This is a genomic window from Streptomyces sp. SID14436 (assembly GCF_010548465.1).
Taxonomy (GTDB): Bacteria; Actinomycetota; Actinomycetes; order Streptomycetales; family Streptomycetaceae; genus Streptomyces.
Genome location: NZ_JAAGMD010000715.1, coordinates 1 through 1,157, shown reverse-complemented (window position 1 = coordinate 1,157; position 1,157 = coordinate 1). Strand labels below are relative to the sequence as shown.

The window sequence follows — 1,157 nt, the reverse complement described above, 5'->3', positions numbered from 1 at the left end:
GCCCGCGGGAGCGTATGCCGAGGGCCGGCGGGGAACAGCCGTACCCCCGTAATCGAATGGATCCGCTAAACCACCCCGAAGGAGTGAAGTGTCCGCGGATCGCTGACGGCCCGGAGCCGGTGTGGACATTCTGTGCGGGTCCCACCCGAGTCTCATGGGGGTCCCACCACCTTGAACAGCATCAATTTCCGTATGCCCGCACGCCGTTGGGCCGTCGTCGCCGCGGCCACCGTCCTCGCCGCCGGGCCCGCGGCGCTGGCCGGCGCGGGCCCGGCTCAGGCCACCGGGGAGCACGGCTCCGCGAGCGCCGCGGTCCTGCGCACCGGGCTCGACGTGGCCCTCCTCAACAAGAGCGTGCACGCCCCGCTCGCGGTCTCCCTCAACGCCGTCGAGGCGCCTGAGAGCGCGCAGAAGACGACTCTGACGGCCACCCTGGACGGCGTCCACGGCGGAAAGCCCTTCAGCGTGCTGCGCGCGGAGGTGGCCGACGCCCGGGCGTCGGTGGAGGGGGCGAAGGCCGAGGCGTCCACCACCCTCGCCAAGGCCCGCGTCCACGTGCCCGGCCTGCCCCTGCTCTCGCTCATCGAGCTGGAGAAGGTCACCTCCAAGGCGGTCTGCGAGGCCGGGAAGACCCCGCTCGCCTCGGCGACCCTGCCCGGCTCGGTGACCGTCCTCGGCAAGCGCGTCACGCTCACCTCCGAGGGCACCACCGAGGTCGAGGTGCCGGGCGTCGGCGAGGTGAAGCTGGAGCTGTCGAAGACGGAGACCACCTCCCGCACCGCCGCCGCCACCGCGCTGCGCCTCCAGGTCGCCGTCAACCCGGCCGAGCTGAACGTCGCCGAGGTCGACGGCACCGTCACCCTGGCCGAGGCCAAGTGCGAGGCCCCCGCCGCGGCGGAGGAGGAGCAGGAGGCGGCGGCCCCGGAGAGCGAGGAGAAGGCCGCCCCGGCCGGGCAGGACGCCGGCGACGTCCAGCCGCAGGGAGCCCGCGCGAAGGAGGCCGCGGCGGACGAGGCCAACCTGGCCGAGACCGGCGGTGACTCGACGACCCCGTACATCGCGGGCGGCGCGGTCGCGCTCCTCGCGGCGGGCGGGGCGGCGGTCGCCATCTCCCGCCGGGGCCGCCGCACCTGACGCGGCGGAGGGGGCGGTACGGG

The 1,157-nt window shown here is 75.0% G+C and carries 1 protein-coding gene; it reads left to right on the top strand.

Features of this window, described 5'->3' with window-relative positions; translation table 11 throughout:
- Nucleotides 1-171 precede the first annotated feature (171 nt).
- On the top strand, nucleotides 172-1,134 hold the full coding sequence (locus G3I53_RS25845) for an SCO1860 family LAETG-anchored protein (protein WP_164438826.1): 963 nt from the start codon (nucleotides 172-174) through the stop codon (nucleotides 1,132-1,134).
- The last annotated feature ends 23 nt before the right edge of the window (nucleotides 1,135-1,157 follow it).